At 40.0% G+C, this 25,651-nt stretch carries 22 protein-coding genes; 16 read left to right on the forward strand and 6 right to left on the reverse strand.

Annotated features, from left to right (window positions below; genetic code table 11):
* Positions 1-52: 52 nt before the first annotated feature.
* The 4 genes from BLR27_RS06690 to BLR27_RS06705 all read left to right on the forward strand — a co-directional run bounded on the left by BLR27_RS06690 (position 53) and on the right by BLR27_RS06705 (position 3,881).
* Entirely contained in the window at positions 53-1,081 is a 1,029-nt protein-coding gene (locus BLR27_RS06690) for a N(4)-(beta-N-acetylglucosaminyl)-L-asparaginase (protein WP_090702433.1), read from the forward strand.
* Between the two features lie 15 nt (positions 1,082-1,096).
* Positions 1,097-1,777, forward strand: coding sequence for a PAS domain S-box protein (locus BLR27_RS06695; protein WP_090702435.1), 681 nt, complete (start codon positions 1,097-1,099; stop codon positions 1,775-1,777).
* Positions 1,778-1,789: 12 nt separating this feature from the next.
* Positions 1,790-2,506, forward strand: a complete 717-nt coding sequence (locus BLR27_RS06700; protein ID WP_090702439.1) for a copper homeostasis protein CutC — start codon at positions 1,790-1,792, stop codon at positions 2,504-2,506.
* 70 nt (positions 2,507-2,576) lie between these two features.
* Positions 2,577-3,881: an amidohydrolase gene (locus BLR27_RS06705; RefSeq protein WP_090702442.1), complete on the forward strand. Its 1,305-nt coding sequence runs from the start codon at positions 2,577-2,579 to the stop codon at positions 3,879-3,881.
* Positions 3,882-3,933: 52 nt separating this feature from the next.
* Here the strand turns inward: BLR27_RS06705 and BLR27_RS06710 are convergent, their stop codons facing one another.
* The 3 genes from BLR27_RS06710 to mutY form a co-directional block, all read right to left on the reverse strand.
* Positions 3,934-7,137 carry a S41 family peptidase gene (locus BLR27_RS06710; RefSeq protein WP_090702880.1) on the reverse strand — a complete coding sequence of 1,068 codons (3,204 nt, stop codon included), beginning with the start codon at positions 7,135-7,137 and terminating at the stop codon, positions 3,934-3,936.
* Positions 7,138-7,330: 193 nt separating this feature from the next.
* Positions 7,331-7,783, reverse strand: a complete 453-nt coding sequence (locus tag BLR27_RS06715) for a single-stranded DNA-binding protein (RefSeq protein WP_090702446.1) — start codon at positions 7,781-7,783, stop codon at positions 7,331-7,333.
* 21 nt (positions 7,784-7,804) lie between these two features.
* Complete coding sequence (mutY, locus tag BLR27_RS06720) at positions 7,805-8,863, reverse strand: A/G-specific adenine glycosylase (RefSeq protein ID WP_090702450.1); 1,059 nt, start codon at positions 8,861-8,863, stop codon at positions 7,805-7,807.
* A gap of 171 nt (positions 8,864-9,034) precedes the next feature.
* Between mutY and BLR27_RS06725 the strand changes: the two genes are divergently transcribed.
* The 5 genes from BLR27_RS06725 (at position 9,035) to BLR27_RS06745 (ending at position 14,149) form a co-directional block, all read left to right on the forward strand.
* Positions 9,035-9,319, forward strand: a complete 285-nt coding sequence (locus BLR27_RS06725; protein ID WP_090702454.1) for an HU family DNA-binding protein — start codon at positions 9,035-9,037, stop codon at positions 9,317-9,319.
* Between the two features lie 22 nt (positions 9,320-9,341).
* Positions 9,342-10,193 (forward strand): tetratricopeptide repeat protein, encoded by an 852-nt coding sequence (locus BLR27_RS06730; RefSeq protein ID WP_090702458.1) that lies wholly within the window; start codon positions 9,342-9,344, stop codon positions 10,191-10,193.
* A gap of 279 nt (positions 10,194-10,472) precedes the next feature.
* Positions 10,473-12,023 (forward strand): Rne/Rng family ribonuclease, encoded by a 1,551-nt coding sequence (locus tag BLR27_RS06735; protein ID WP_090702461.1) that lies wholly within the window; start codon positions 10,473-10,475, stop codon positions 12,021-12,023.
* Positions 12,024-12,149: 126 nt separating this feature from the next.
* Positions 12,150-13,568, forward strand: a complete 1,419-nt coding sequence (gene radA, locus BLR27_RS06740; RefSeq protein ID WP_090702466.1) for a DNA repair protein RadA — start codon at positions 12,150-12,152, stop codon at positions 13,566-13,568.
* 92 nt (positions 13,569-13,660) lie between these two features.
* The gene (locus tag BLR27_RS06745) at positions 13,661-14,149 is read left to right on the forward strand and encodes a DUF4920 domain-containing protein (RefSeq protein ID WP_090702470.1); all 489 of its coding nucleotides are present in this window, start codon (positions 13,661-13,663) and stop codon (positions 14,147-14,149) included.
* Between the two features lie 79 nt (positions 14,150-14,228).
* Here the strand turns inward: BLR27_RS06745 and BLR27_RS06750 are convergent, their stop codons facing one another.
* A complete protein-coding gene (locus BLR27_RS06750; protein ID WP_090702474.1) occupies positions 14,229-15,686 on the reverse strand; it encodes an arabinose isomerase in 1,458 nt (485 codons plus the stop codon).
* Between the two features lie 211 nt (positions 15,687-15,897).
* Positions 15,898-18,714, reverse strand: a complete 2,817-nt coding sequence (gene carB, locus BLR27_RS06755; RefSeq protein ID WP_090702477.1) for a carbamoyl-phosphate synthase large subunit — start codon at positions 18,712-18,714, stop codon at positions 15,898-15,900.
* Positions 18,715-19,027: 313 nt separating this feature from the next.
* Between carB and BLR27_RS06760 the strand changes: the two genes are divergently transcribed.
* From BLR27_RS06760 to BLR27_RS06790, 7 genes are all read left to right on the forward strand, one after another.
* Positions 19,028-19,558 carry a hypothetical protein gene (locus BLR27_RS06760; protein ID WP_090702481.1) on the forward strand — a complete coding sequence of 177 codons (531 nt, stop codon included), beginning with the start codon at positions 19,028-19,030 and terminating at the stop codon, positions 19,556-19,558.
* A 48-nt stretch (positions 19,559-19,606) separates the two neighbouring features.
* Positions 19,607-20,224, forward strand: a complete 618-nt coding sequence (gene pnuC / locus BLR27_RS06765; protein ID WP_090702485.1) for a nicotinamide riboside transporter PnuC — start codon at positions 19,607-19,609, stop codon at positions 20,222-20,224.
* Positions 20,225-20,258: 34 nt separating this feature from the next.
* The gene (locus BLR27_RS06770; protein WP_090702490.1) at positions 20,259-20,789 is read left to right on the forward strand and encodes an AAA family ATPase; all 531 of its coding nucleotides are present in this window, start codon (positions 20,259-20,261) and stop codon (positions 20,787-20,789) included.
* Between the two features lie 376 nt (positions 20,790-21,165).
* Positions 21,166-21,729, forward strand: a complete 564-nt coding sequence (locus BLR27_RS06775; protein ID WP_090702495.1) for an RNA polymerase sigma factor — start codon at positions 21,166-21,168, stop codon at positions 21,727-21,729.
* A 42-nt stretch (positions 21,730-21,771) separates the two neighbouring features.
* Positions 21,772-22,347, forward strand: coding sequence for a hypothetical protein (locus BLR27_RS06780; RefSeq protein WP_143007713.1), 576 nt, complete (start codon positions 21,772-21,774; stop codon positions 22,345-22,347).
* A complete protein-coding gene (locus BLR27_RS06785) occupies positions 22,328-23,545 on the forward strand; it encodes a hypothetical protein (RefSeq protein ID WP_090702503.1) in 1,218 nt (405 codons plus the stop codon). The genes BLR27_RS06780 and BLR27_RS06785 overlap by 20 nt, the downstream gene beginning before the upstream one ends.
* 100 nt (positions 23,546-23,645) lie before the next feature.
* Positions 23,646-24,422, forward strand: a complete 777-nt coding sequence (locus tag BLR27_RS06790; RefSeq protein WP_090702506.1) for a TerC family protein — start codon at positions 23,646-23,648, stop codon at positions 24,420-24,422.
* A gap of 8 nt (positions 24,423-24,430) precedes the next feature.
* Here the strand turns inward: BLR27_RS06790 and BLR27_RS06795 are convergent, their stop codons facing one another.
* Complete coding sequence (locus BLR27_RS06795; RefSeq protein ID WP_090702509.1) at positions 24,431-25,618, reverse strand: class I SAM-dependent rRNA methyltransferase; 1,188 nt, start codon at positions 25,616-25,618, stop codon at positions 24,431-24,433.
* Positions 25,619-25,651 lie beyond the last annotated feature (33 nt).

A 25,651-nucleotide genomic window follows, 5' to 3' on the forward strand; every position in this document is an offset into this window, starting at 1 on the left:
CCATTTGCTGACGACTATTCTCCAGACTGATCTTTTTATACTATATTTATTTATGATCAGTCGCCGTAAATTTCTGGCTGCCACTTCGCTTACAGGAGCGTCAATTGTGGCAGGGAATAAATCTTTTTCAAAACTTGTTCAAGAAAGCCCAGTCTCAGCTGTCCTGAATTCACCAATAGTAATTTCCACCTGGGATTTTGGTATCGCAGCCAATGCAGCAGCCTGGGAGATTCTGAAAAATAAGGGCCGAGCCCTTGATGCAGTTGAAAAGGGAGTACATGTTCCGGAAGCCGACCCCAATAACCAATCCGTTGGATACGGAGGATTGCCTGATCGTGATGGTCGTGTAACTCTGGATGCCTGCATTATGGATGAATTGGGTAATTGCGGAAGCGTAGCAGCTCTTGAGCATATTTTGCATCCTATATCTGTTGCGAGACTTGTAATGGAAAAAACACCTCATGTTTTGCTGGTAGGTTCTGGTGCACTTCAGTTTGCTCTTGAGCAGGGTTTCAAAAAGGAAAATCTTCTTACTCCCTCTTCAGAAAAAGCCTGGAAAGAATGGCTGAAGAATGCGAAGTATCAACCAGAAATAAATATTGAAAACAGATTATTCAGTCCGACTAAACTACCCGGAAATCAATATAATCATGATACCATTGGAATGCTTGCTATGGATGCGGCGGGTAATATGTCAGGTGCCTGTACAACCAGCGGCATGGCCTATAAAATGCACGGACGCGTTGGAGATTCACCGATCATTGGGGCGGGTTTATACGTAGACAATGAGGTTGGTGGAGCTACTTCTACAGGAGTTGGTGAAGAGGTTATCCGTAATGTCGGGAGTTTTCTTGTGGTTGAATTGATGCGTCAGGGTTATCCCCCGGAAGAGGCCTGCAAAGAAGCGGTAATGCGAATAATCAGAAAAAAACCTAATACTGCAAAAGAAATTCAGGTTGGTTTTCTGGCCTTAAATAAAAAGGGCAAATATGGAGCTTATGCCATTCAGAAAGGTTTCAGTTTTGCAGTTTGTGATGATAATGATCAGAAATTACTGGTGAAAGCCGCCAGTTATTCCTAAACCAAATCATTATTTATGAGGACATGGTTCGAAAACAGAAGTACAACAAAAAAAGATATGATGCAGCTCCTGCATGCATATAAGCAGATAATTGACCTTAATGCCATTTGTTCAGTAACTGATCCCGATGGAAAGATAATTTATGTCAATGATAAGTTTTGTGAAGTAAGCAAGTATTCCCGAGAGGAGTTGATTGGGCAGGATCATAGAATTGTTAATTCAAATTATCATCCTTCAAGTGTTTTTAAAGGTTTATGGGATACCATACAAAGTGGAAAAATTTGGCGCTCAGATGTAAGGAGTAAAGCGAAAGATGGATCATTTTTCTGGCTGGATAGCACAATTGTTCCAATTCATGATGAAAATGGGGTAATTACTGAATTTTTCTCATTGCGTATTCCTATCAATGATAGAAAGAAGATTGAGGAAGAGCAGAAGGCCTACGTAAAAAATCTCGAAAAAATGCTTTTTATGGTTTCTCATGAAGTCAGACAGCCAGTTTCTCAAATATTAGGAGCAGTAAGTCTCCTTGAAGATGATAACTCGATTAGTAAAGAAAATTCTGAATTATGTTCCGCTCTTAAAGCCTCAGCAGCTAATCTTGATGTTTTTACAAAAAAGCTTACAGCCTTTATGAATGGCCTGCGACCTGAAACAGATAAAGTTTCAGATAGCTCATCTGATACGAACCTATAAATTTGTGCTTTTATGTTAAACAATTTGGAGATCTGTGTGGGTTCATGGCAATCTGCTTTGGCTGCTCAAACTGGCGGTGCAGACAGGATCGAACTTTGTGATAACCTTGCTGAAGGAGGTACTACACCTTCCTACGGGATGCTAGTACAATGTAAGAAACTACTTCAAATTCCATTTTTTCCAATAATCAGGCCCCGCGGCGGGGATTTTGTTTATTCAAAAAATGAATTTGAAATAATGAAAGAAGATGTCATCTGCTGCAGGGAAATTGGGTGTGAGGGAATTGTTATTGGGATCCTCAGGAAGGATGGCAGTATCGACACCGACAGGTGCTCTGAGCTGATCGCCCTTGCCGGAGCTATGCAGTTTACCTTCCATAGGGCTTTTGACCGCTGTAATGACATGAAAGGGGGTCTGGAGGACATAATACAACTGGGTTGTCACCGTGTGCTTACTTCCGGTGGCAGAGAATTTGCTTTTGAAGGAATTGAAGTATTAAAATCACTGGTACTTCAGGCAGGCTCAAGGATCTCTATTATGCCTGGTTCAGGTATTAATGAACTGAATTTGCATGCAATCGCAAATGAAACTGCTGCTTATGAATTTCATACTACCGCAAAAAAATTGATTGAATACGATATTGATCCGATCAACGGAGAACCTTACCATGCCCTTGAAACTTCTGTTGAAAACGTTTCAAAATTAAAGGAGATCCTATCCCTGATCTGATGAATCATTCATCTGATTGAATCTTGAATTTCTTATTCTTTTCTGTACTTTTATTTTCAAAACATTTAACATGAACAAATCATATCTGGCGGGATTGCTTTTACTTTCATTACCTGCATTTTCTCAAATAAGTCCAATAAAAACGAAGGTCAGTATGGCAGCTGATAAGATAGAATCAAAGGTCATTGAATGGCGCCGTGACTTTCATGAACACCCTGAGTTGGGAAACAATGAAACCAGGACAGCCGCAATTGTTGCAAAACATCTGCAAAGCCTGGGAATGGAAGTTAAGACCGGAGTTGCAAGAACGGGTGTTGTTGGTATTCTTAAGGGTGGAAAACCAGGACCTGTAGTTGCCTTGCGGGCTGATATGGATGGACTTCCTGTAACAGAACGAGGCTCTCTTCCATTTGCATCAAAAGTAAAAACACAGTATAACGGACAAGAAGTTGGCGTAATGCATGCCTGCGGACATGATTCTCATACTGCGATGCTGATGGGTGTTGCAGAAGTTCTGGCAGGAATGAAAGCCGACCTTAAGGGCAGTGTTAAGTTTATTTTCCAGCCGGCTGAAGAAGGTTCAGCCCCCGGAGTTGAAGGCGGAGCAGAATTAATGGTTAAAGAAGGTGTACTTGAAAATCCAAAGGTTGATGTTGTATTCGGATTGCATATCTGGGCACAAACAGAAGCAGGAAAAATCACCTACCGTCCGGGTGGAATGATGGCAGGAGTTAATGATATGCAGATAATTGTTAAGGGAAGACAGGCTCACGGTGCAGCACCCTGGGCATCAATTGACCCAATTGTTGTTTCAGCACAGATCATTAATAATTTACAAACAATTGTAAGCCGAAATCTAAATATCACTGAAAATGCTGGGGTAGTGACCATTGGCTCTATTCATGCGGGTGTCAGATCAAATATTATTCCTGAGCAGGCCGAAATGCTCGGTACTATCAGGTCGCTTAGTGTCGAAGATGAGAAATTACTGATCAGTAGAATCAGAACTATTGCTACAAAAACGGCTGAAGCTGCAGGAGCAACTGCTGAGGTTAAAATACCTTACAGCAATCATTATCCGGTAACATATAATGATCTTGCACTGACAGAAAAGATGCTTCCAAGCCTTGCAAAGGTGGCAGGCGCTGAGAATGTGAAGTTAATACCACCAATAACCGGTGCTGAAGATTTTTCGTTTTTTCAGGAAAAAGTACCCGGATTGTTTTTCTTCTTAGGAGGAATGCCTAAAGGAGCTGATCCAAAAACTGCCCCTTCGCATCATACCCCTGATTTTTTCATCGACGAAAGCTCTTTCAAGCTTGGAGTAAAAGCATTAACAGGCTTGACTCTGGATTACATGGATATGGCAAAGTAATAATCCTCTTTGCATTTTTACGGAAACGAATAACAATAAAAGCAAATTACTTTTATTTTTTTGGTAACTGCTTCATAAGCTCATCAGCAGCAGCCTTCAACTGCTCATCAACTCCTTTTGCCTTATAATCTATAGAATTATCTATGATAATATCAGGAACAGCAGGGCCAAGTTCCTGATTTTCATTAGTTGCCTTTACATACCAGCCTCTGCGGGGTATGCGTACTGTTGATCCGTCAATCAATGTTTTTGCACCTGTAGAAATAACAGATCCATTGGTTGGGGTACCCACTAGTTTTCCTATACCTAACTGCTTAAATGCATGGGAGAAGATTTCGGCGTTGGAATAGCTGTTTTCATTGCATATTGTTATTGATGGCTTCATCCATGCAGCAAACACCAGCCGTTCGCCAACAGGATAGTAATCACGAAACTTCAGTTTGTCTTTTTCAAGATCTTCAGTGGCTCCCCGTGGAACAGCATAAGAATGCTGCTTATAGTTGAGAACAGTCATCAGGTAATCAGTAGTGCTGCCACCACCATTATAACGAACATCTACGATCAAACCGTCTTTACCATACCCTGCAGCTGTGAATTCTCTTTCAGTATCCTCGAAGCTTTCCATATTCATAGCTTGTATATGAATATAGCCTAACCTTCCATTTGAGTATTTATCAACCAGTTTTCTTCGCTCATCCACCCATTCATCATAAAGTGCTTTAGATTCGCTTGCCACAGGCCTGATTACTACTTCTCTGCTTATCCCATTGCTTCCTTTTACCTGCAGTAACACTTTTTCATTTACTGTCCCTGTCAGATAGCTATAGAAGTTTTCATCCTTTTTAAGGGCCTCTCCGTTAACTGAGGTAATCATATCACCCTGAATTAAACGGCTGCCTGTTCTGCTTGCCGGTGCATCAGGGATAACGCGAACCACTTTCATTCCCTCAGATGAAGGAATTAGCTCAGCGCCTAAGAGTCCGGTTGTTTCTCTTTGCGTTTCTGTTCTGTCAGCGGGATTAAAGCCCATGTGACTACTGTTGAGTTCACCCAGCATCAGGTTAAACATATCCCTGAAATCAGCACTGGTTGACGCGGAGACTGCTCTTTTCTTGTATTTATCATGAAGGGCATTCCAATCATAACCATGCATTTTGGGGTCGTAAAAATCATCACGAATTGCTCTCCATGCTTCTTCAAATACTTGCTCCTTTTCTGTTGGATAATCAATTTTTAACCTGGCTGAATAAGGTAATGATTCCTGTACAGATGTTTTTGCATCTATCCTTGCAAGTGAACCACCCTGTCTGAAGAAATAGACAGATTTACCTTCATTGTCGATCGACAGAGAAGAGGGATTCGATCCGCCCTTGCTGAGCTCCTTCAATTCTTTTCCATCCCATTTGATACTGTACAGATCCCTGCCTCTTGCTGTGCTGGTTGTTGCTGTATAAAAAAACGTCTGCCCATCTTTAGAAATAGCCAGATCGCCCTCATCGCCCGGGAAGCTGGTTACCTGTACAGTTCTTTCACTGATGCCTTCAAAATCTATTTGAACAGGCTTAATTCCAGCTTTTACTGATTTACCTGCGGTAGCCGGTACAGCAGCAGGTGCATCCTGCCAGTCTTCATTTACTTTTTCCCAGTCTTCTTTCTTTAGCCAAACGAACCAAACGTCACTGCTTAAATTGTTTCTTGAGGAAAGGAAACCGAGTTTTGAACCATCAGGGCTCCAAACCGGACTTCTTTCTGTCCTGGGATGCATGGTTACATTCACAGGCCTGGAAGAATTATCAGCTGCCTGCACGTAAATCTCATTGTTGGCGTATAGATCACTTTGTGAATAAGCCAGCCACCTGTTATCAGGGCTCCAGGCTATTCCTGAGGGTGCAGCCCAGCTGTCGCTTAAGATTTTTTCATTTTTCAACTGGCCATTTCCGGAAATATCCGCCACGATCAGCTTACCTCTTCCTCTTATAAAAGCGATCTTTTTCCCATCATAAGATACTACAGGTGATGTTTCATCTTCTGAATTACTGGTTATCTGAATGATTTCAGTTTTCAGTGTCCTGAACAGATTAGTTTCATTTTTATCTATGGAAACGGCCATAAAAAGATTGAAGTTTCCGGCTGTTCGGTCTGAAGTGAATACCAGTGAAGAATCATTCAACCAAACCGGATTCATATCTCTGTACGCATGATTAGAAATATTAACGCTTCTGTTCTTTTCTTTATCAGTTTCCTTAATAAATACTTCCCCCCGGATGGTGTATGCAAATAACTTTGCATTGGGTGCGAGTGAATATTCGGTTGCCCCGCTTGTTAAAATTTTGCTTTCTGAAGCATCAAGCCGTTCATCAGTATTCATTCGTATATCGATCTTTTCTGCCGGTCCCTTATTGTTTTTCAGGAGGTATAGATTCATGTCTTTTTCAAATACTATACTGGATGCATCTTTGGAAATTGCGTAATGCCTGATAGCTTCATCCTTATAATTTGTGATCTGCTCTGGTTTACCTGAGGCTTTTCCATTACCATCAATATTAATCCTGTAAAGGTTATATGTACCTGAATTAGAACTGAGGAAATACAGCATATTGTCACTGCTCCACTGAGGCATTATATCATTGGTAGAAAAAAGCGGAAGCTTGTTATAGCTCTTGGTTTTAGTATCCATTATCCATATTTCTCTGTCGGAAGAGCCTCTATAGTCTTCTCTTGCAACAGGATTACTTCCGCCACGCGTAAAAGCAATAAATCGGCCATTCGGGGAAGTAACCGGCTCAAATCCTAGAATATCTGTTATTCGCTGCTCGGTTCCACCAGTTAATGGAATAGAATACATTTCAGAATCCCTTTCAATCTGCCGGAATTCCCTGCTTGTTGTAAAAATGATAGAACCATCATTCGTCCAGCTGGCAATATTATCTGGAGCCGAATGATAAGTTAGTCGCTTTGATGTACCTCCGTCAACGGGAATGGTATAAATATCATTATTGCCGTATCGGCTTCCCGAAAAAGCTATTGATTTACTATCGGGACTGAAAATAGGGTTGCTTTCATATGCTTCGTGAATTGTAAGCCTGACCGGACTGCCTCCTGTTACCGGAACGGTCCATATATCACCCTGGTAAGAAAATGCTATAAGCGATCCGTTACCATTTATTGAAGGATGACGTAACAATAAATTTTTCTGACCGTAAGCCACTAAGACAATAATCCAGGCTAAACCTGACAACAAAAAATGCTTTTTCATATACAGTCCACTTAAAAATAAAGAATGAAAGTAATAAAAAAAAGCAGCAAGCCATGAGATAGATCTTAAACAGGAATTTGCCATGACTTTTGATGGTATTGAATAAACATTTTCAGGAATTTGGCATGTTCATTCCTGAATTCTTATGGGCTAAGAATTAATTAAATTTTCTATGAATACATTCTGAAAAGATTTAAAACGGCAAATCATCATCAGCCGCCGTTCCTTTGTCATAGTTCATTGGCTGGTCTTCCTTTGCAATTCCATTTTCTGATTTATTCTGCTGGGAATTGTCGCCATGTTCGTTTTCAAAATCACTTTTTCTGCCAAGCATGGTAAAGTTTTCGGCAACAACTTCAGTGGTATATTTTTTATGACCCTCCTTATCTTCAAAGGAGCGTGTTCTTAATTTCCCTTCAATATAAACCAGCTTGCCTTTCTGAAGATATTTCGATGCAATATCCGCCAGGCCCCTCCACATAACAATATTATGCCATTCGGTCTGTTCAATTTTTCTGCCGTCTTTATTGTAGGTTTCTGAAGTTGCTAAGGGGAAGCTAGCAACTGTAACACCCCCATCCAAATGCCGTACTTCAGGATCCTTGCCTAAATGCCCGACTAAAATGACTTTGTTAATTCCCGACATAATATTTGAAGTGTAAAAATTTTAAGTATTCAATTTATGGAAATTTTCGAAGAAATGGAAAATTAGTTTTGGTTGTGCCAACTTTTCAAGCTCATCCTGACCTACATAAAACCACGATCTTTCTGAAAGAAATCTATCAGAAAAACTTTCAATTTCTATAAAGCTGGCATGAAGTTTCTGGTGGCTGAGAATATGTTTTACCGGTGCTGAAACAGACCGTATTTTCACCTTCTCTCCAAAACAGCTGATAAATTTTTCTGATCTGATCAGATCGTGTGCATGGCTTGGAAATTCAGTCTCAAAAAGTGGAAGATCGAACATGTTTTCCCAGATATCCCCAGCTCCCCGCTTGTTAATGAGGATCTGCCCATCTTTTTGGGCAATTATGTAATTAAAGTATCGCTCCCGGATCTTCAGGGATTTAATTTTGACGGGAAGCTCATTGATCCGGTTTGTTTTTCGGGCCTCACATGCGGCCTGTAATGGACAAGAAAGGCAATCAGGGTTTTTGGGCTTGCACTGCAATGATCCAAACTCCATGATGGCCTGATTGAACTTTCCTGCCTGTGATTTATCCAATAATTCATTTGCCAGATCAGTGAATAGTTTTTTTCCTTTTCCTGTATTGATCGGAGTATCAATGCCAAAATATCTGGATAACAGTCTGAAAACGTTTCCATCTACCACAGCCCTTGCTTCATTAGATGAAAATGAAGAAATGGCGGCAGCAGTATATTCACCAATTCCTTTTAACTTGATCAGTGAATCATAGTTTTTTGGAAAATATCCGGCATGCTCTTCCATGACTAGCTGGGCGGTTTGATGCATATTTCTCCCCCGGGAATAATAGCCTAAACCCTGCCAGAGCTTTAGTATTTCATCTTCACTGGCAGAAGCGAAAAGTTCAACTGTCGGGTATTTCTCAGCAAAGCGATTAAAATAGGGTGTTCCCTGCTCTACCCGGGTTTGCTGCATGATGATCTCTGATAGCCAGATGATGTACGGGTCTTCTGTTTTTCTCCACGGAAGATCCCTTTTATTCCTCTGGTACCATTCAATTATTTCTTCAGCAAAATTCATTTGAGATAGAGTGTATTAGCACATTTAACAGTGCAAAAGTATCTTACTATTTGTTTTATAGCGAATTGGTTTAAAAAAAAGCAGATTTATTTCCCAAATTCAATTAAAACCAATACTTTTGCAACCCCAAATAAGTTAAGTATTTAGGATAAAAAATAAAAGAAATTAGATATGACCAAGGCAGAAATCATAACAGAGATCTCTAATAAAACCGGAATCGAAAAGGTAGATGTACAAGAAGCTGTAGAAGCATTTTTCAAAGTGGTAAAAAATTCCATGATAAATGGAGAGAATGTTTACGTGAGAGGTTTTGGAAGTTTTGTTGTGAAGAAAAGAGCTAAGAAAACAGCCCGTAATATTTCAAAAAATACAGCAATTATTATTCCTGAGCACTTCGTTCCAAGTTTTAAACCTGCTAAGGTTTTTGTTGAGAAAGTAAAAACAGGCAACAAATAATTAAATTTTTATCAACCAGAGAATGTTAAACAGGAAGCAAATAATTGTTGTGGGTTCAGTAGCTGTGCTGATGGGCCTTATGCTTTCCTTAGATATTCAGGGTTTGGTTAAGCCGGGCGAAGGTGAAGGTGCTACGGCTAAGGCTGCTGCTCCTGCGGCGTCGACTGTTAAAGCAATTTCATTGGATGAGGTATCCCTGACCGCAAAGGAAGGTTTAACTGCCAGCCTTAAGTCGCAGATAAGTGATCTTGAGGCTCAGTTGAAAAGCGCCTCTGAAGGCGATAAATTAGATCTTTATAAGAAGCTTGCCCAGCAGTGGGATGATGTTAATCTTTCTACTCCATCTTCATTGTATTATGAGATGATCGCTGAAAAGACGCCTGATTTTAATTCATGGCTTAAAGCCGGAGATAAATTTACAGATGCTTATCAGCAAAGTATGGACACTCTGATCCAGCCTGCTTTAGTTCAGAAGGCGATCAGTTCGTATCAGAAGGCTGATAAAATAAAACCTAATACCCTTGAAGTGAAAACAGGATTGGGTATAGCTTACGTTACCGGGACCCCAAACCCAATGCAGGGAATTACTTTATTACTTGATGTAGTAAAGCAGGATCCTAAAAATTTAAAGGCTAATTTGAATTTAGGCTTGTTTTCAATGAAATCAGGTCAGTTTGATAAAGCTGTTGAGCGTTTTAAAACAGTAATTGCAATAGCTCCAAGTGCTGAAGCATGGTTCTACCTTGCTTCAAGCTATGAAAGCATGGACAAGAATGCAGACGCAATTGCTGCTTATTTAAAAACAAAAGAGATTGCAGCTGATCCGAATATGAGTCAGTTTGTTGATCGGAAAATAAACGAATTAAGTAATTAGATTATAAAACATTTTAAAAAACAACATTATGCCAAGCGGTAAGAAAAGAAAAAGACATAAAATGGCTACCCATAAGCGCAAAAAACGCTTAAGAAAAAACAGACATAAGAAAAAATAGTCTGAGTGACCTGATCTTTTAAGGTCAGGTTATTTTTAAGACTCATTGAATAATTAAACCTCCCGCATCACTGCGCCGGAGGTTTAAATCATTCGTTTGTTTTTATTTTTCCTATATTTTAAACGTATGCCGGTCTTCGACCGGTGTCTTAAATTTAGCCATTGGTAAAGGAATTAATTATCAATTCATCCCCTAGCGGGGTTACTATTGCTTTACTGCAAGACAAGCAACTCGTAGAACTAAATACAGAGCAAGTCAGCAACAATTATGCTGTTGGCGATATTTATCTCGGTAAGATCAAGAAGATCATGCCCGGACTCAATGCCGCTTTTGTAGATGTAGGCTATGAAAAGGATGCTTTTTTGCATTATCTAGACCTTGGTCCGCAGGTTCAGTCGCTTTTAAAGCTGACTAAGATTGTAAAGGGAGGCAGTTACAAAGATAAACTGCTCAATAGTTTCAGACTGGAAACGGATATCAGTAAATCCGGAAAAATTTCAGAAATTCTGAACCGGAATATGTTGCTGCCTGTGCAGATAGCAAAGGAACCAATATCAACAAAGGGTCCGCGTTTAAGCTCAGATATTTCAATAGCAGGCCGTTTTGCTGTGCTTGTACCTTTTTCGGATGTTATTTCGATCTCCAAAAAAATAAAGAGTAATACAGAGCGTAATCGTCTTAAGAAGATCGTTGAAAGTATTAAGCCAAAGAACTTTGGTGTGATCATTCGTACCGTTTCTGAAGGAAAAGGTGTTGCAGAACTTCAAAAAGATCTTTTGGATCTTATCGATAAGTGGGAGAAGTTTACTACCCGCTTACCCGGTACTGAGCCTTCCAAAAAGATCCTTGGTGAAATGGGGCGGACCTCAACTATCCTGAGAGATATATTGAATACTGACTTCACCAATATTCACATTGGAGATCCTGCATTGTTTGAAGAGATCAGATCTTATGTTCATGAGATTTCTCCTGAAATGGAAAAGATCGTTAAACAGTACCGTGGTAAAGAGCCGATATTCGAGCATTTTGGTATTGAAAAGCAAATCAAATCAGCGTTCGGCCGTACAGTAAATCTTCCTGGAGGAGCTTATTTGGTGGTTGAACATACCGAAGCTTTGCACGTTATTGACGTAAACAGCGGTAACCGTACTGCAAATACTGAAAATCAGGAGCAAAACGCCCTGATGATCAACATGGAAGCTGCAAAGGAAATTGCCAGACAGTTGCGCCTTCGTGATATGGGTGGTATTGTGGTAATCGATTTTATCGATATGCATAAACCCCAGAACAGAAAGGAACTGTTTGATTACCTGAAGGATCTGATGCTTCTCGACCGTGCTAAGCATACTATTTTGCCGCCGAGTAAATTCGGGTTGGTACAGCTCACACGTCAGCGTGTGAGGCCTGAAATGAATATCGTAACAAATGAGAAATGTCCTGCCTGCAATGGTACAGGAGAGATCAAAGCGAGTATCATTTTAATGGACGATATAGAGAACAACCTGAACTATATTCTCAATGAGCAGAATGAAAGCAGTGTTACTTTATGCGTTCATCCTTATATTGAGGCTTACATTAAAAAAGGATTAATTTCAATTCAATGGAAATGGTTCTTTAAGTTCAGCAAGTGGATCAAAGTGAAAGCGATACCTTCCTACTATCTGACTGAGTTTCATTTTCTGAATTCTAAGGAAGAAGAAATTAAGCTGTAAAGCTTACCTTGACATTATAAATGTGCAAATGAGATAAACCCATTTGCACATTTTTTATTTACGAATACTCTGTTTTGTATTTGATAGCTTTCTTTTCAATAAATTAGCAATCTAAATTTTAAAACCATGGCTAAAACACGTTCCGCTTATTTCTGTCAAAGTTGCGGATACGAATCTGCCAAATGGTTAGGAAAATGCCCATCCTGTAATCAATGGAATACATTTGTTGAAGAAATAATTGAGAAGGCCAATCAATCTGTTCCCGACTGGAAAGCCGGATCTACAAGTACGCAGCGCTCCAATAAACCTGCTGCTATTCATGAAATTGTATTTTCTGAAGAGAACCGGCTAATTACTCCCGATAAGGAATTAAACAGGGTATTGGGTGGTGGTATTGTAAGTGGTTCCATTGTTTTAATTGGCGGTGAACCTGGTATCGGGAAATCAACATTAATGCTGCAAGTTGCGCTTAACCTGCCAGGGCTTAAAGTACTTTATGTTTCAGGTGAGGAAAGTGAGCAGCAGATAAAAATGCGCGCCGAACGCTTAGTACCTGATTCAGGGAAAAAAGCTTCAGAATCTGCTGATACCTATATCTTAACAGAAACCTCAACTCAGAATATTTTTAAGCAAATTGAGATCCTCCAACCCGATCTGGTGGTTATAGATTCTATCCAGACCCTATATTCTGCTCATATTGAATCTACACCAGGAAGTGTTTCACAGGTGAGGGAATGCACCGCAGAACTTCTTCGTTTTGCTAAGGAAAGCGGGACTCCGGTTTTTCTGATCGGTCACATCACTAAAGACGGGATGATCGCTGGCCCTAAGATTCTGGAGCATATGGTTGATACCGTATTACAGTTTGAAGGCGACAGACATCATGTTTACCGCATCTTACGTGCAGTGAAGAATCGTTTTGGTTCTGCTTCAGAGCTGGGCATCTATGAAATGCAGGGTAGTGGTTTAAGAGAGGTGTCTAATCCTTCAGAGATCCTCCTTTCACAGAGAGATGAACCCCTGAGTGGTATTACAATATCTGCCATGATGGAAGGATTAAGGCCGATGCTGATCGAAACACAGGCATTGGTCAGCGTTTCGGCATACGGAACTCCCCAGCGCTCTGCAACTGGCTTTGATACTAAAAGAATGAATATGCTGCTTGCCGTTCTTGAGAAGCGTTGCGGCTTCAAATTGAGTGCAAAGGATGTTTTTCTGAATATTGCAGGCGGACTAAGAGTCGAAGATCCTGGTATCGACCTGGCTGTGGTAGTGGCAATCATATCATCTCATGAGGATATGCCAGTTGATTCTAAGATCTGCTTTGCTGCGGAGGTTGGCTTATCCGGTGAGATCAGGGCCGTTAACCGGATTGAACAGCGTATTGCGGAGGCTGAAAAACTTGGATTTGAGCAAATATTTATCTCTAAATATAACCTTCCGGCTGGCAGAGGTGTTAAAACATCCCCTGAATGGCAGAAGTATAAGATCGCAATAAAAACAGTGGCAAAAGTGGAAGAGGTCTTTAATGCTCTATTTGGTTAATAGCCTATTCCCTCTGTACAATGTCATAAGACATATTTTTAAGGAAAAAGATAATTATTATTGCGAAATTTGGCAATTGAAAAATTGAAAAAATGAAAACAATAGTACTATCAGTAATTGCATTGGCTTTTCTTTCCTCATGTAATACTACGCCAACAACAGCATTACAGGCTGTTCAAAATGTAAAGGGAACCGCCGTTTATGGTGATTCTGTTAAGAATGATAATGTTATTGAGATCACTGCTCTTCAAACGGCAATGGTCGGCGAAAGCAAGAAGGATATTAAGATAAAAGGACAGGTAAAGGAAGTATGCAAGAGTAAAGGCTGCTGGATGATCATGGATCTGGGCGATGGTAAGGAAATTCGTGTAACTTTTAAAGATTATAAGATTTTTGTTCCAAAGGATCTTACCGGAAAAGAAGTTATTCTGGATGGCTTTGCTTATACTGATACAACATCAATTGAAACACTCAGGCATTATGCAAAAGATGGCGGTAAAACTGCAGCCGAAATCGCTGCAATCACTACACCTAAAGAGCAATTGGCCTATGAAGCCAAAGGTGTGGTTGTAATAAATTGATTTTCATCAAATATGATTTAAAAGGGAGCTTTTCGAATAAAGAAAAGCTCCCTTTTAATTTAGAACCCATTTCAGGTCATTAACAAACCTTCACCACCTCCATATTCAATAATTGACCGAGCTTTTCAATTTTTGAACTGATATGCCCAATGCCTACAGCACAGTGATGCGCCGGGCCATGACTATTCCAATTATTTACAAAATTTCTTGCCCCGATCGGGAATTTATACCGGCTGTTGGTATTGCCGATCTGGAGCACAGGACCCGAGACAGATTCGCCTTCTGCAATGAGCAGCATGAGTCCGCCACCTCTTTTTTCTGCTACTGAAAGCATTGTTACCGGACCATTTTTTACCATCATTTCTACCGAAACGCCTTTACCAACTTTACCATGATATACATGCAGTGGGCGTACCTTGGTTTTCCCTTCTGATATGGCAATATGCCCGGGACCATCATGCCCCATTAATACGACATCTTCATTAAAGTCCATGGCATAATATTCGGTAAAGGATCCGCCAGCGCCAAAGGAGTCCATTATTTTCATGGCCTGAACATTTTTTATTTCATATTCTCCAGCAACAGGTATTCCATTTGCTGTCAGTAATGAGTTGCCCAAAATTATAGATGCGATCGCTTCTTCATTTTCTACATTCCCTGTGCCTTTATAATAATAGGCTAGTGAACCAAGCTGATGTTTTTCTGCCAATCTGTCCAGCGCCACTGAGGTAATAGCCGCCTTTTCAAGGTCTTCCTGCGGGCAGCCCTCCTGCACATCAAAGGTTTCGTAAAACAGTTTTAGCCTTTCATTTATTTCCTTTTCACTTACCTCTTTTCTTAGAATTGCAAGCTCTTCAACTTCAATCAGTTCTATATGTCCCCCGAAATGGGCGTATTGCTGCGTAAGGTCTGTATATATATCCAGCATTCCGCTATAGTAATGACCCATACATCCCATACGGTTATAGGCCATGATATTGGCAACTCTGGCAGCCTCAACCCACTCGAACACCTCTTTCCAGCATTCTTCATCTTCATGCAGCATTCCGGTTATCTGATGAAATTTAATGCCAACACGGTTAAATACATTGGCAATTTCCGGAACTGAACAGGGTGAACAATAGGAAAGCCATTCCCCTGTCATTTTGGTGCGGTCGGACATGGAATTGAAAACTGTATAATCAATGGCAGCTTCGGGAGATAGGTTTAAAATGATGACCGGCACCTTTGCCCGCTGTACCACAGGAAGTACTGTGGAGGATAAGGCATAAGTTGTGACGTATAAAAAGATCAGATCAACATCTTCAGTCTTAAACATTTTACCTGCCTGAAATGCTTTATCAGTAGTGTCTACTAAGCCGGCATTAACAATTGCAGGATGAATTTGTGATAGCTTTTGCTCAACGATATTAAGATAAGCCTCCAGGCGTTCCTTCAAGCCGGGAAACTGTGGCCAGTATGTATCCAGACCGATACCGAACAGACCAATTTTCATCCCTGAGTTGTATGCCGAATCGTCCTTGTTCAATTTATTCATGAATGCTTTATTAATTGTTTAATAAAGATGCAATAGAAAAATTCAATTTCGAATTTTTATTCATTCAATTCAGGATAAACAATAAAACCTTTTAACCCTGCATAAAAAAAGGCCCGCAGATAATTCCGCAGGCCCATTGTCTTTGTTCTTTAGTCTTGACTCCAGGTTCATACCTCCTACCTCCTACCTCAGACCTCTTACCTCAGTCCTCCTACTTCGACAAATACATCGATTTCTCCTTATATAAATGTCTGAAATATGGATCCTCTAAATCACGTATGAAACGTATAGCTTCACCCGTTGATTTCATTTCAGGCCCCAGTTCTTTTTTAACTTCAGGGAACTTATCGAAAGAGAATACAGGCTCTTTAATGGCATAGCCTTCCAGTTTACGAACAATGGTAAAGTCTTTCAGTTTATGGGTGCCAAGCATGATCTTGGTAGCAATATTGATGTATGGAACATCATATGCTTTTGCAATGAAAGGAACAGTACGTGAAGCTCTTGGGTTTGCCTCGATCACGTAAACTTTTTCATCTTTTATAGCGAACTGAATATTTAATAAACCCCGAACATTGAGTGCTTTTGCAATTCGCCTGCTGTATTCTTCCATTAAACCGATAACCTTATCAGATAAATTGAAAGGAGGTAAAACTGCATACGAGTCGCCGGAGTGAATACCAGCAGGCTCAATATGTTCCATCAAACCAATTATATGACAATCATCACCGTCTGATATGGAATCTGATTCAGCCTCTTCGGCTCTGTCAAGGAAATGATCGATCAGAACACGATTACCCGGAAGGTTTCTTAATAATGTAACAACTGCTTTTTCAAGGTCTTCGTCATTGATAACAATACTCATTCCCTGTCCGCCTAATACATAACTAGGACGAACAAGTACCGGGTATCCAACTTTATGAGCTACTTCCAATGCTTCTTCCGCACTTTCTGCTACTCCATACAAAGGATAAGGAATATCCATTTCCTTTAATAGATCAGAGAAACGTCCGCGGTCTTCAGCAATATCCATGCTGTCGAATGAGGAACCAATTATTTTGATCCCTTTTTCATGAAGTTTCTCAGCCATTTTAAGTGCTGTTTGTCCGCCAAGCTGAACAATTACTCCTTCAGGTTTTTCAAGTTCAATGATCTCACGTACATGCTCCCAGAATACCGGTTCAAAATATAGCTTATCAGCCATATTGAAGTCGGTTGATACAGTTTCAGGATTACAATTGATCATGATCGCTTCATAACCGGCTTCTTTGGCTGCCAGTAATCCATGCACACATGAATAATCAAATTCTATACCCTGTCCGATACGGTTCGGGCCGGAGCCAAGAACGATGATCTTTTTCTTATTGCTTACAATCGATTCATTTTCATCTTCGAAGGTGGAATAGAAATAAGGTGTTTGAGCAGGGAATTCAGCTGCGCAGGTATCAACCATTTTATATACCCGGTGTATACCTAATTCCTTACGGCGGTCATATACTTCATCTTCAGTTACATTTCCAAGCAACCAGGCGATCTGCATATCAGCGTAACCTTTTTGCTTTAATGTGATGAAGAAATCTGTTGGTATGTTATTTAATGAATAGCGCTTTAGTTCTGCCTCCATGGTAACGAGTTCCATGATCTGCACCAGGAACCATTTATCAATATGAGTTATCTTTCGGATAGATTCCAGGGGAACTCCGAGGCTCATTGCATCTTTAACATGGAAAAGTCGATCCCAGCTTGGATGTTCCAGACTATGCATGATCTCTTCCAGGTTGCGGCTTTGACGACCGTCTGCGCCAAGTCCAAGGCGATTGGTCTCTAAACTCTGACAAGCTTTTTGCAGGGCTTCGATAAATGTGCGACCTATAGCCATTACTTCACCAACCGATTTCATTTGCAAGCCGAGTTCGGTATTCGCGCCTTTAAACTTATCAAAGTTCCAGCGAGGTATTTTAACGATCACATAATCAAGAGTAGGCTCAAAATAAGCAGAGGTTGTTTTAGTGATCTGGTTTTCAATTTCATCAAGGTTATATCCTACAGCTAATTTAGCTGCGATCTTTGCGATCGGGTAACCAGTTGCTTTTGAAGCAAGCGCCGATGAGCGTGAAACCCTTGGGTTGATCTCAATAGCAATAATATCTTCTGTAGCTGGGTCAACGGAGAATTGCACATTACAACCTCCCGCGAAATTACCTATGGCGCGCATCATTCGTATCGCCTGATTACGCATATCCTGGTAACAGCGATCACTCAATGTCATGGCTGGCGCAACGGTAATTGAATCTCCTGTATGGATACCCATTGGGTCAAAATTCTCTATGGAACAGATAATGATCACATTATCATTTCCATCTCTTAGTAATTCAAGCTCAAATTCCTTCCAGCCTAAAACTGCTTTTTCAACTAGTACTTCATGAGTCGGTGAGGCCTGTAAACCACGGCTTAAAGCCTGGTCAAATTCCTCTTTTTTGTGAACAAAACCTCCTCCGGAACCTCCAAGAGTATAAGAAGGACGAATAACTAGCGGATAACCAATTTCCTGAGCAGCTTCCTTGCCTTCAAGGAATGAATTGGCAATTTTAGATTTTGCAACTCCAACTCCGATCTCTACCATCAGCTTACGGAACTCTTCACGGTTCTCAGTCTTTTCGATCGCTGCGATATCTACCCCAACGATACGAACATTATGAGCCGCCCAGATACCCCTTTCTTCAGCCTCCTTACAAAGGTTAAGAGCAGTTTGTCCGCCCATAGTAGGCAAAACAGCATCAATTTTCTGTTCTTTTAAAATTTGTTCTATACTTTCACAGGTTAAAGGAAGCAGATAAACATGATCAGCAATAACCTTATCTGTCATAATCGTGGCAGGGTTAGAATTGATAATGGAAACCTTAATTCCTTCGTCTTTCAGGGAAAGTGCAGCCTGTGATCCTGCATAATCAAATTCGCAGGCCTGGCCGATAATGATTGGTCCTGAACCGATGATCAGGACTGAACGGATGGAAGTATCTAATGGCATAGTTCTTCTAAGAGTCTAATTTTGACTAATCAAATACGAGATTACTATGCTTTGAAGAACAAAAATCCCGATTGCTTCGTCGGGATGCAAAGTTATGTTTTTTTATGCTAATGAAGCCTGTTTTTTTTAAAAAGCATCCATTTAAAACAAGAATTTCTACCGATTTTCGATTTAAAATTTCATGCAATTGCTTATGCATGAAATTTCATGGACTTAATTTGCCGATTGGAACGGTATTTGGGTAAGGTCATGTACTTATTCACAAAATTCATTTAACTCCTGAAAGTAGATTCAGACTAAAAAAAATATTACTATGAAAAGATCAATTTTAGCGTTCATTGTACTGGGTACAATCTTAACCGGATGCTCAGCGGTACAATCTATTATACGTTCAACTTTCCCCTATACAGCCACTCTGGTAGTTCCTGCAACTGCTAAAGTCAATGTAGAGCAATCAGCAACAAGTCAGGCGAGTAGTTTCGACCAGATATTTACAGGTCAGGGTTCCAATACTGAATCTATAAAGGATGTAAGGGTAGCTTCTGTCAAGCTTGATGCAAGTTCCCCTTCCGGTCAGAGCTTTGGAGTATTTAAATCAGTCAAAATTTATCTTTCGCGTGGTGATAGTAATAAAGAGATACTTATAGCTACCAGAAATGATATTTCCACTACTGTTGGAAGTAGTATCATGCTTGATGCCGATACAACTGTTTTACTTGATGAATATATTAAAAGTTCAACTGTTCGTATCAGAATGGAATATACACTTAGAAATGCCATTTCATCAGATATAACATTGAAGGCAAGTGTTGGATTTAACGTGGCACCGAATACTGCAAAATAATCCTAGATTTACCCCGCTGCTTCCAGCAGTGGGGTAATATTTAGACAGATGATTTTTATTCTCGCTATAACCGACTGGCTGAAAAGTCAAAGTGTTTTGGAAATATCCGGTGTGATAAGCGGGATATTATGTGTTTATCTTGCTGCCAGGAATAATATCTGGAGCTGGCCTTTTGCTATCATCAGTGTTTCCCTCTATATAATCATCTTTTTTGAAGCAAAATTATATGCTGATGCAGGTCTGCAGGTGTATTTTTTAATTACTAATATCTATGGCTGGTACTTTTGGAGCAGAAAGTCTGAACAGGAAGATAAGGTTCCGGTTTCATTTGCCACCAGAAAGTCACTACTAATTTCTTTGGCAGCCATATTGATCTTTACACTTTTACTGGGTACCTTCCTGTATAAAGGAACCGATGCCTCATTTCCCTATCTTGATAGCTTTTGTACTGCCTGCAGCCTTGTTGCACAACTGTTTCTTGCCAGAAAGATCATTGAAAACTGGCTGATATGGATATTTGTGGATGTTATTTATGTGGGTGTTTATCTGGTGAAAGACCTTCATTTAACCGCAGGAATGTATGCTTTATATGTTTTGATTGCCACAATGGGCTATATTAACTGGAAGAAAGAATACAAGCAATCCAAATTGCCGCTAAATACATAGGCTTAAGAAATAGGATGACTTTAAGAATGACACTATGGAATTGAGCCTGATCAGAATAGCTATCGTCGGACCGGAATCAACTGGTAAATCAACCATTTCAGAACAACTGGCAAATCACTATCAAACAGTTTGGGTACCTGAATATGCACGCGGCTACTGCGAAAAACTAACAGCTCCATGTACCTGGGAGGATGAGATCAATATGTTCAGGGGGCAGCTGGAACTAGAAGAACAAATGGCAGCCAATGCTAATCGACTTCTGATCTGCGATACCACATTCATTACAGTTAAGATCTGGAGTGACCACATGTTTGGCAGTGCACCCCAGGAGGTACTGGATAAACTCCCGCAGCATTCATATGATCTTTATTTGCTCATGAACATTGATCTCCCATGGGAAGAAGATCCATTGCGCGATTTTCCGGATATGCGGGAACATTTTATGGAAGTTTGGCATACTGAATTAAGATCATTGAATGCAAATTATTCTCTGATCTCAGGATCTGATGTAGAAAGACTGCAAAATGCAATTCAATGTATCGACTCTTTTATGATCAATAAATAAATTTCTCCATTTGCTGATGAATTGATTTCATCCGGCATGGTTATGATCTATAAAATGTACTGATATGAATTTACTGGGATCAAATAACACAGCGTTTAGTCTGGCTTAGGGATAGCAGTGGAAATACTTTTTTGGGAAGCAAAAAAGATTGCAACGAATAGCCTGGCACCGCTCCCGCGGGGCAAGCCCAATTAAACCAAACAATTAAAAAATTCATTTATCTTTAAACAGGGGCCAATATATTGAGGTTCAGGCCAGTTATTACTTCCCTGTTTGAAGACATTCATATGCCAAACTCACCTTTATACTATTTTTTAACCCACCATGCAACGCAGGAAAATAGTCTGCGTCTTGTAAATAAGAAAGCGTAAAAAATTTGGAAGCTGTTTACGTAGATCAGCATTACGGCCTTGTGGTTGAATGCAGAAACGGTAGTAGGAAAGCATATAATGACCTGTACAAGCTCTATTCAAGAGCCATGTTCAATATCGCTATGCGCATTCTTAATGATGCAGATGAGGCTGCGGATGTGTTGCAGGAAGCATTTGTTGATGCTTTTGCCCGTATCGCCGATTTCAGGCAGGAAACCACATTCGGGATGTGGATGAAACAGATCGTGATCAACAGGTCGATCAGTCAGTTGCGAAAGCGCAAGATGGACTTGATATCAATTGATGAGACAGATGTTGAATCTATTCCTGATAATGAAGGGCCCGACACTGAAGAACTTGAATTGCAGGTACGGCAAGTACGGGCGGCTATCCAGGAGCTTCCAGATGGGTACAGGGTAGTATTAACACTGTACCTTCTGGAAGGATATGATCATGAAGAGATCTCGCATATTTTGCGGATCAGTGAAAACACTTCAAGAACACAATTTATGCGGGCGAGAAGAAAACTAGTTGAAATGTTAAGGAATAAAGGAATTAGTTATAATTAATTAAAGATCCGGATCAATCATCCCCGGATCAGGGAGAGGCTAATGATGAAAGAAAGATTAGAGAGTTTTGTAAGAAATAATAAGAAAGAATTCGACCAGTTTGAACCACCGGCAGATCTTTGGAACAGGATCGAAAAGCAGCTTGATGAAAAAAAGATCGGGATGCAGAATGAGATTGGGGTAAAAAAAGAAAGAGTTGTTCGTGTGAGCTTTTTACTAAAAATGGCCGCTACTGTTATTCCACTACTTTTTGCAGGTTTATGGTTCTATCAATATCAGTTTAAGCAATCGACTGATCTCAGCAGTATTGATCCGGGGCTGGCTAAACAGCAGGTCCATTACGCTACACTTATAGAGGTTAAGCGAACTGAATTAAAACGTATTGAGAAGGAAGAGCCTCAATTGTATCAGGAGTTTTCATCAGAAATAAAGAAGATGGATGAAAGCTATCAGAAATTGAAAAATGATTTGCCTGCAAGTCCGAATCAGGAAGAAACCGTGAAAGCGATGATCAGAAATCTTCAGATACAGACAGAATTGTTAAATCAGCAACTGCAAATAATTCAACAGATCAATCAGGTTAAAAAAGAACAGAAAAATGAAACACAGAATATTTAAAAAAGCACTGCTATTTGCTCTGACACTTTTGTTCATAGAGATAGCCTCCGGGCAGTCTAAAGAAAAGGCCCAGCCCAAAGATTCAAAGATCACAATTGATCTGAAAAACATTGAATTTGGTCTCAACGAAGCTTTCAGGGCGGTAGCTTTTGAGCTGAAGAATATTGATTTTGAGAAGATCGGAACAGCAATTGAGATAGCCAGCAGGGAAATTGGAAATATTGAGGTTGAAGTCATTGATGCAGATAGTGAAGAGGAGCATGAGTATGTCGGCACTGCAGAAAAAACAAAGCGTATAATTAAGACCTATGTGGTTAATAAGGATGATAAATTGGCGATCAATAATCAGTACGGAAAAGTTGCAGTACACGTATGGGCAAAGAATGAAATTAAAGTTGAAGTAGAGATCAAGGCATTTGAGGCATCTGAAAATAGTGCTACCGAACTATTGGAAAGTGTAAATATTGCAGAATCGCATAATGGTAATCTCATCAGTTTTAAAACCAATTTTGAAAAGACTTCGCTGAACTTTTGGTCAAGAATTAAAAATGGTAAAGAAGAAAGAAGGGGAGTGCAGGTTAATTATATTATCTACATGCCGGCTAAAAACGCCCTTGATATAAATAATCGCTATGGTAGTACAGAGATCGATGATTTTTCGGGTCCAGTTAATATCAGCAGTTCTTATGGTTCATTTTCATCCGGCAAACTTGATCATCCGGCAAATCAGGTCAAAGTGAACTATGGTTCTGCAAGCATAGAGAATTTTTCCAATGGGAATTTGACGATCAGTTATGGTAGTTTAAAACTAACTGAGGGTGATAAACTTAATGCAACAATCAGATACAGCAGCTCTAAAATTGCCCATCTAAGTAATGGAGGCACATTTAATGTGGCCTATAGCAGCGGCTTTAAAATTGATGAGGTGGATAAAAATGTCAAAAATCTTAATATTACTTCATCTTATTCCGGGGTAACACTGGGGATAGATGAAACTGCAGATTTTGATTTTGATGTAACTGTAAGCTATGCTGGATTTAACTATTCAGGTAACCGGGTAAGTGTAGCTGATCAGCTCTCAGACTCGAACAGCTCTAAAGGGTGGAACCCAACTAAAAATTTTAAAGGTCAGGTAGGTAAAGGTTCCGATTCACGTATTATTATCAAATCTAATTATGGGGGTGTAAAATTTTTATAATTCCTTGTTTATAGAGCTAAAACCTTTCGCTTTTCGGCGGGAGGTTTTTTTGTTTTTATTCCTGATCACATTTAACTTACTTTTACAAAAATTTTAAACTATGGAATGGTTGTCAAACCCGGAGATCTGGATATCATTAGTCACGTTAACAATATTGGAAATAGTCCTTGGAATAGATAATATCATATTTATTTCAATTATGGCGTCTAAACTTCCTGCCAGCAAGCAGAAAAAGGCTCGTCAGCTGGGATTGGCTCTGGCTATGATCACAAGGGTGCTATTACTTTTATCTTTAACATGGATTATGACATTGACCAGTCCGCTGTTCAATATGGGCGAATGGATGGCCTTAACAGATGCAGAACTATTGAAACAGTTTGCAATTTCGGGTAGAGATCTGATCCTGATCATTGGAGGTTTATTCCTTATTTATAAAAGCACCAGTGAGATCCATGATAAACTTGAAGGAGAAGAACATCATACTGATACAAAAGCGGTGGTTACTTTTTCAGGTGTAATTGTACAGATCCTACTTCTTGACATCGTTTTTTCACTTGACTCAGTTATTACGGCTGTAGGAATGGCAGATCATATTGAGGTGATGATCGCTGCTGTGATCATTGCAGTATTAGTGATGATGTTATCAGCTGGTGGTATCAGTGATTTCGTAAATAAACACCCAACTGTCAAGATGCTGGCTTTATCATTCCTTTTACTAATTGGAGTTTCACTTTTAGCTGAAGGTTTCGATCAGCATATTCCAAAGGGTTATATCTACTTCGCTATGGCTTTCTCGGTTTTAGTTGAAATGCTGAACCTGAAAATGAATAAAGGCAAAAAGCCTGTTCATTTACATAATTTGCCTGAAGAAAAGTAAATCGGGAATTACATAACGCGGCAAAGCAGTCCTTTAAGATATTCTCCCTCAGGGAAAGATGATCTTACCGGATGATCTGCAGGCTGAGAGAACTGCTGAATGAATTGTACTTCTTTTCCTGCATCCAGGGCAGCCCATGCAATGATCTGTTTGAACATGCTGATATCAACTGCTCCTGAACAGGAGTAGGTTGCCAGAAGTCCGCCTTCCTCAAGCAAGAGCATTGCCATTCTGTTAAGGTCTTTGTATGCTCTTGATGCTTTTGTTAAAGCTGAGCGTGATGGTGCATATTTTGGTGGATCCAGAATGATGATGTCGAATTTTTCATTCTCTTCCCTGAATGCTCTAAGCTGCTTATTCACATCTGATTGTATGAGGCGATGTGGAATATTATTAAAGTCATTGATCTCCATGTTTCGCTTTAAAGTATCCAAAGCCAGAGCTGAACTGTCAACGCTGATTACCTCTTTTGCCCCTTTAGCAAGGGCATTCAGGCTAAATCCGCCTGAGTAGGAAAAGCAATCCAATACTTTTTTTCCTTTTACATGATCTGCAACCCATTTTCGGTTATCGCGCTGATCACAGTAAAATCCTGATTTTTGGCCTTCTGCAATATTAACCTGATAGAAAATGCCATTCTCTTTCACGCTGACAAATTCAGGAGGTTCTGTGCCAAGCAGGATACCACCTGAAGAAGCTTCCATTCCTTCATGTGCGCGTGCTGAGGCATCACTCCTGTCAAAGATCCCTTTCGGACTTAACAATTTCTGTAACTCATCCAGGATAATATGTTTGATATTTTCTATACCGGAAGTAAGTATCTGTACAGAGAGGAAATCAGCATACCGGTCAACGATCAATCCCGGAAGGAAATCAGCTTCACTGAAAATCAGACGATAGGTATTTGTTTCTCCAGTATTCAGTTCATCTCTGTGTTTCACTGCAGTCCTGATCTTTTTTCTCCACCAGCTTTCATTGATCTCTGTTTCAAGGTTCCATTCAAGAAGGCGTACTGCTACTCTGGACTTATTATTGAAAAAACCATAGGCAAGGAAATTATTATTACTGTCTGTGACCATAATAATATCACCATTTTCAGGATTCCCTTTGATCTGATCTATTGCACCAGAAAACACCCAGGGGTGTAATTGTCTGACTGCTTTTTCTTTGCCTTTTTTTAATTTTACAGAATGCATGGCGCAAATTTACAATTTATGTTCCAATCATTA

The sequence above is a fragment of the Daejeonella rubra genome, from assembly GCF_900103545.1.
Lineage (GTDB): Bacteria > Bacteroidota > Bacteroidia > Sphingobacteriales > Sphingobacteriaceae > Daejeonella > Daejeonella rubra.

Bases quoted from the DNA above. Each gene is read 5' to 3' on its own strand.
- mutY (WP_090702450.1), bottom strand. From the start codon at position 8,863: ATGAATTTTGCTGAAGAAATAATTGAATGGTACCAGAGGAATAAAAGG.
- BLR27_RS06760 (WP_090702481.1), top strand. From the start codon at position 19,028: ATGAAAAGATCAATTTTAGCGTTCATTGTACTGGGTACAATCTTAACC.
- BLR27_RS06725 (WP_090702454.1), top strand. From the start codon at position 9,035: ATGACCAAGGCAGAAATCATAACAGAGATCTCTAATAAAACCGGAATC.
- BLR27_RS06785 (WP_090702503.1), top strand. From the start codon at position 22,328: ATGAAACACAGAATATTTAAAAAAGCACTGCTATTTGCTCTGACACTT.
- BLR27_RS06710 (WP_090702880.1), bottom strand. From the start codon at position 7,137: ATGAAAAAGCATTTTTTGTTGTCAGGTTTAGCCTGGATTATTGTCTTA.
- BLR27_RS06770 (WP_090702490.1), top strand. From the start codon at position 20,259: ATGGAATTGAGCCTGATCAGAATAGCTATCGTCGGACCGGAATCAACT.
- BLR27_RS06790 (WP_090702506.1), top strand. From the start codon at position 23,646: ATGGAATGGTTGTCAAACCCGGAGATCTGGATATCATTAGTCACGTTA.
- BLR27_RS06695 (WP_090702435.1), top strand. From the start codon at position 1,097: ATGAGGACATGGTTCGAAAACAGAAGTACAACAAAAAAAGATATGATG.
- BLR27_RS06745 (WP_090702470.1), top strand. From the start codon at position 13,661: ATGAAAACAATAGTACTATCAGTAATTGCATTGGCTTTTCTTTCCTCA.
- BLR27_RS06795 (WP_090702509.1), bottom strand. From the start codon at position 25,618: ATGCATTCTGTAAAATTAAAAAAAGGCAAAGAAAAAGCAGTCAGACAA.
- carB (WP_090702477.1), bottom strand. From the start codon at position 18,714: ATGCCATTAGATACTTCCATCCGTTCAGTCCTGATCATCGGTTCAGGA.
- BLR27_RS06700 (WP_090702439.1), top strand. From the start codon at position 1,790: ATGTTAAACAATTTGGAGATCTGTGTGGGTTCATGGCAATCTGCTTTG.
- BLR27_RS06705 (WP_090702442.1), top strand. From the start codon at position 2,577: ATGAACAAATCATATCTGGCGGGATTGCTTTTACTTTCATTACCTGCA.
- BLR27_RS06750 (WP_090702474.1), bottom strand. From the start codon at position 15,686: ATGAATAAATTGAACAAGGACGATTCGGCATACAACTCAGGGATGAAA.
- radA (WP_090702466.1), top strand. From the start codon at position 12,150: ATGGCTAAAACACGTTCCGCTTATTTCTGTCAAAGTTGCGGATACGAA.
- BLR27_RS06780 (WP_143007713.1), top strand. From the start codon at position 21,772: ATGATGAAAGAAAGATTAGAGAGTTTTGTAAGAAATAATAAGAAAGAA.
- pnuC (WP_090702485.1), top strand. From the start codon at position 19,607: ATGATTTTTATTCTCGCTATAACCGACTGGCTGAAAAGTCAAAGTGTT.
- BLR27_RS06690 (WP_090702433.1), top strand. From the start codon at position 53: ATGATCAGTCGCCGTAAATTTCTGGCTGCCACTTCGCTTACAGGAGCG.
- BLR27_RS06730 (WP_090702458.1), top strand. From the start codon at position 9,342: ATGTTAAACAGGAAGCAAATAATTGTTGTGGGTTCAGTAGCTGTGCTG.
- BLR27_RS06715 (WP_090702446.1), bottom strand. From the start codon at position 7,783: ATGTCGGGAATTAACAAAGTCATTTTAGTCGGGCATTTAGGCAAGGAT.